This is a genomic window from Streptomyces sp. 13-12-16, assembly GCF_002114215.1.
Taxonomy (GTDB): Bacteria; Actinomycetota; Actinomycetes; order Streptomycetales; family Streptomycetaceae; genus Streptomyces.
In genome coordinates this window covers 2,162-6,777 of record NZ_NCTE01001513.1, presented here as the reverse complement: position 1 = coordinate 6,777, position 4,616 = coordinate 2,162, and the positions used below count along the sequence as shown (strand labels likewise).

The 4,616-nt window shown below is 72.4% G+C and carries 1 protein-coding gene; it reads right to left on the bottom strand.

Annotated features, from left to right (window positions below):
• On the bottom strand, nt 1–4,616 hold a 4,616-nt coding region (locus B7767_RS44230), incomplete at both ends, for a type I polyketide synthase (protein ID WP_143653072.1).

Sequence of the window (4,616 nt, the reverse complement as noted above, 5' to 3'; positions counted from 1 at the left end):
CCGTCGGCCGCATCCGCGAACGAACGGCACCGGCCATCCGCCGACAACCCACCCTGACGCGAGAACTCCACGAACGTCATCGGCGTCGACATCACCGTCACACCACCGGCCACCGCCAGCGAACACTCACCCGAACGCAACGCCTGAGCCGCCCAGTGCAACGCCACCAACGACGACGAACACGCCGTGTCCACCGTCACCGCCGGACCCTCGAACCCGAACGTGTACGCAACCCGCCCGGAAGCGATGCTGGGAGCACTGCCGTTGCTGCGGAAGCCTTCGTACTGCTCGTCGGTGAGCATGTTGCCGTAGTCGTTGTACATGACGCCGGCGAAGACACCGGTGCGGCTGCCCCGCAGCGAGACCGGATCCATCCCGGCCCGCTCGATCGCCTCCCACGTCGCCTCCAGCAACAGACGCTGCTGCGCGTCCGTCGCCACCGCCTCCCGCGGACTCATCCCGAAGAACTCCGCATCGAAGGCACCCGCGTCATGCAGGAAACCGCCGGCCTTGGTGTAGCTGGTGCCCGAGGCCTCGCGGTCGGGGTTGTAGAGGACGTCGACGTCCCAGCCGCGGTTGACGGGGAACTCGGTCACGGCGTCGACGCCGTCGGACACCAGCCGCCACAGATCCTCCGGCGAGGACACCCCACCCGGATAACGGCACGCCATCCCCACGATCACCACCGGATCGTCCGCCACCGACGGCAACGACCCCACCGGCACCACCGCGGCCGGCTCCACCACACCGAACAACTCGTCCAGCAGATACCCCACCAGCGCGTTCGCCGTCGGATAGTCGAACACCACCGTCGCCGGCAACCGCAACCCCGTCGCCTTGCCCAGCCGATTGCGCAGCTCCACCGCCGTCAGCGAGTCGAAACCCAGATCCTGGAACGCACGCCCCGGATCCACCGTCTGCGCACCCGCATGCCCCAACACCACCGCGACCTGACCACGCACCAGATCCAGCAGCACCTCACGCCGCTCGTCCCGGCCCAGCCCCTCCAACCGCCGCACCAGACCAGCCACCGCCACCGAACCACCGGCAACCGACCGCCGCACACGCACCCGCACCAGACCACGGAGCATGGGGTGGATGTCGCCCTGTTCCCGCAGGGCGGGCAGGTCGAGGCGTACGGGCAGGACTACGGGTTCGCCGGTGGCGAGTGCGGCGTCGAAGAGGGCCGCCCCCTGCTCGGGGGTGAGTTCCGGCAGGCCGGCGCGGGCGATGCGCCGTACGTCGGTGCCGGAGAGGGTGCCGATCATGCCGGCGTCCTGGGTCCACGGGCCCCAGGGCAGGGAGGCGGCCGGCAGGCCGAGCGAGTGGCGATGCCGGGCGAGGGCGTCCAGGAACGTGTTGCCGGCCGCGTAGTTGGCCTGTCCGGGGCCGCCGAGGATGCCCGACATGGAGGAGAAGAGGACGAAGGCGGTGAGGTCGAGGTCCTTGGTCGCCTCGTGCAGGTGCCAGGCCGCGTCCACCTTGGGACGCAGCACCCGTGCCAGCCGCTCGTCCGTCAGCGACTCCACCACACCGTCGTCCAGCACACCCGCCGCATGCACCACCGCCCGCACCGGATACCGGCCCACCAGCGCAGCCACCGCGTCCGCGTCGGCCACATCACAGGCCTCCACCGACACCCGCACACCCAGCCCGGACAACTCCGCGACCAGAGCCCCCACACCCTCGGCAGCCGCACCCCGACGACTCACCAACAGCAGATCACGCACACCGTGCCCGACCACCAGATGACGAGCCACCACACGACCCAGACCACCCGTGCCACCCGTCACCAAAACCGTGCCACCGGCCACATCCCAACCGGAAACCTCCAGGCCGGACGTGGAGGACAGGCGCGCCAGACGAGGCACCACCACCTCACCCCCACGCACCGCAACCTCAGCCTCGGCCTCACCCACGGCCAACGCCGCACCCAGCAGCTCTGCGGTGAGCCCGGTGTCCGGCTCGACGTCCAGCAGACCGAACCGCCCCGGATGCTCCGAGACAGCCGACCTCACCAGACCCCACACCGCGGCACCGGCCAGGTCGTCGCCCTCCGCAGCACCACGGGTGACGAACACCAGACGCGACTCCGCGCACCGTTCCTCCGCCAGCCACGACCGCACCAGCTCCAGCGCCCAGGAGGCGGCTTCGTGCACGGAGTCGATCACGCCGGCCCTCTGACCGCCGGGCGGCGGTACGACGGCGCACACCGTCGCCGGCACCGCACCGTCGTGCACCAGCGCGTCGAAGTCGGCATGGCGGGGCCCGGTCAGGGTGGGGAGGGGGTCCTCGGTGGTGCCGAGGACGGCCGTGGAAGGGGCGTCCTCGGCACCACCGGAGGGCGCGGGAGCGGTGACGGGCGTCCAGGCCACGTGGAACAGGGCGTCCCGCGTCGTGGTGTCGACGGCGCTGTCGGAGGCGACAGCACGCAGCACCAGGTTCTCGATGGTGGCGACCGGTGCCCCGGTGGGGTCGGCCACGGCGACGGTGGCCGACCGGTCGCCGGTCCGGGTCAGGCGGACCCGGACGGCCCGGGCTCCGGTGGCGTGCAGGGTGACGCCTTCCCAGGAGAACGGGACGACTCCCCGCGCGAGTCCGCCGAGGGCGGAGATCTGCACGGACGCGTCGAGCAGCGCCGGGTGCAGGCCGAAGCCGGCCGCGTCGCGCTCGGCGGAGTCGGGGAGCGCGACCTCGGCGTACACGTCGTCGCCCCGGCGCCAGGCGGCGCGCAGGCCCTGGAAGAGGGGGCCGTACTCGTATCCGCCCTCGGCCATGCGCTCGTAGAGGCCCGTCAGGTCGACGGGCTCGGCGTCGACGGGCGGCCAGACGGCGCTGTCGAAGGCGGTGGTGTCGAAGGCGGGCGTCGTCCTCGGGGCGAGGACGCCGGTGGCGTGTTCGGTCCAGGGCCGGTCGTCCGCGCCCTCGGGCCGGGAGCGGGCGGTGAGGACCCTGCGGCCCGCGGTGTCGGCCGGGCCGACCTGGAGGTGCAGTTGGACGCCGCTCTGCTCGGGAAGGACGAGGGGGGCCGCCAGGGTGAGTTCCTCGACGCGCTCGCAGCCGACCTCGTCCCCGGCCCGCACCGCGAGTTCGACGAAGGCGGTGCCGGGCAGCAGGACGTTGCCCATGACGACGTGTTCGCCCAGCCAGGGGTGGGTCCGCAGGGAGAGGCGGGTGGTGAGGAGGAGGCCGTCGGAGTCGGAGAACTCGACGGCCGCGCTGAGCAGGGGGTGGCCGGCGGAGCGCAGACCGGCGGACTCGACGTTCCCGGAGGACGCGTCGGGTGTGGGCCAGTAGCGCTGGTGCTGGAAGGCGTACGTCGGGAGGTCGGTGAGCCGGGCGCCGGTTCCGGCGAGGTACGCGGTCCAGTCGACCGTCAGGCCGTGTGCCGCCAGCCGGGCGAGGGCGGTGAGGGCCGCCGTCTCCTCGTCGCGGTCCTTGCGCAGCACAGGTATGAGGAGGGCGTCGTCGCCGGCGCTCTCGCGCGCCATGCCGCTGAGCACACCGTCCGGACCCAGCTCCACGAACCGCGTGACACCCTCACCGGCCAGCACACGGACACCGTCGTCGAAGCGCACGGCCTCACGGACATGGCCCACCCAGTACGCGGCCGACGCCAGCTCACCGGGCTCCGCGAGGGCACCGGTCACGTTCGAGACGACAGGCAACCGCGGGTCGCTGTAGGTCAGCCCCTCGGCGACAGTGCGGAACTCCTCCAGCATCGGTTCCATCAGCGGCGAGTGGAAGGCGTGCGAGACCCGCAGCCGGGACGTACGACGGCCCAGCTCGCGGAACACCTCCGCCACGGCCTCCACCGCCGCCTCGACACCCGAAACCACCACCGAAGAAGGCCCGTTGACGGCCGCGACCGACACCTCACCCGTCAGGTGCGGCCGGATCTCGGCCTCCGTCGCCTCCACCGCGACCATCGCACCACCGGCCGGCAACGCCTGCATCAACCGCCCACGAGCGGCCACCAGCACACACGCGTCCGCCAGCGAGAACACACCCGCCACATACGCAGCCGCCACCTCACCGATCGAATGCCCGGCCACGAACTCCGGCCGCACACCCCACGACTCCACCAACCGGAACAGCGCCACCTCGACCGCGAACAGTCCGGCCTGCGCATAGACGGTCCGGTTCAGTACTTCCGCGTCCTCACCCCAGACGACGTCACGCAACGGCCGGTCCAGGTGCTCGTCCAGCCCCGCACACACCGCGTCGAACGCCTCCGCGAACACCGGGAAACGCCCATACAACTCACGCCCCATACCCAGCCGCTGCGACCCCTGACCCGAGAACAGGAACGCGGTCGAGTCGCCGTCCCGCGCGGTGCCTTCGAGGACGGCGGGGTGGGGTGCGGCGTCGGCGAGGGCGGTGAGGGCCTGGGCGGTGGTGTCGGGGTCGGTGGCGAGGACCACCGCGCGGTGCGGGAGCGGGGCGCGGCTGGTCGCCAGGGACAGGGCGATGTCGGCGTGCCGGGAGCCGGCGGCCGAGGCGTCGACGTGCGCGAGGAGTCGTCGGGCCTGGGCGCGCAGCGCGGCCTCGGAGCGGGCGGACAGCAGCCACGGGGTGACGGCGGGGTCGACGGCCGGGGTCTTCGTGCCCGTGCC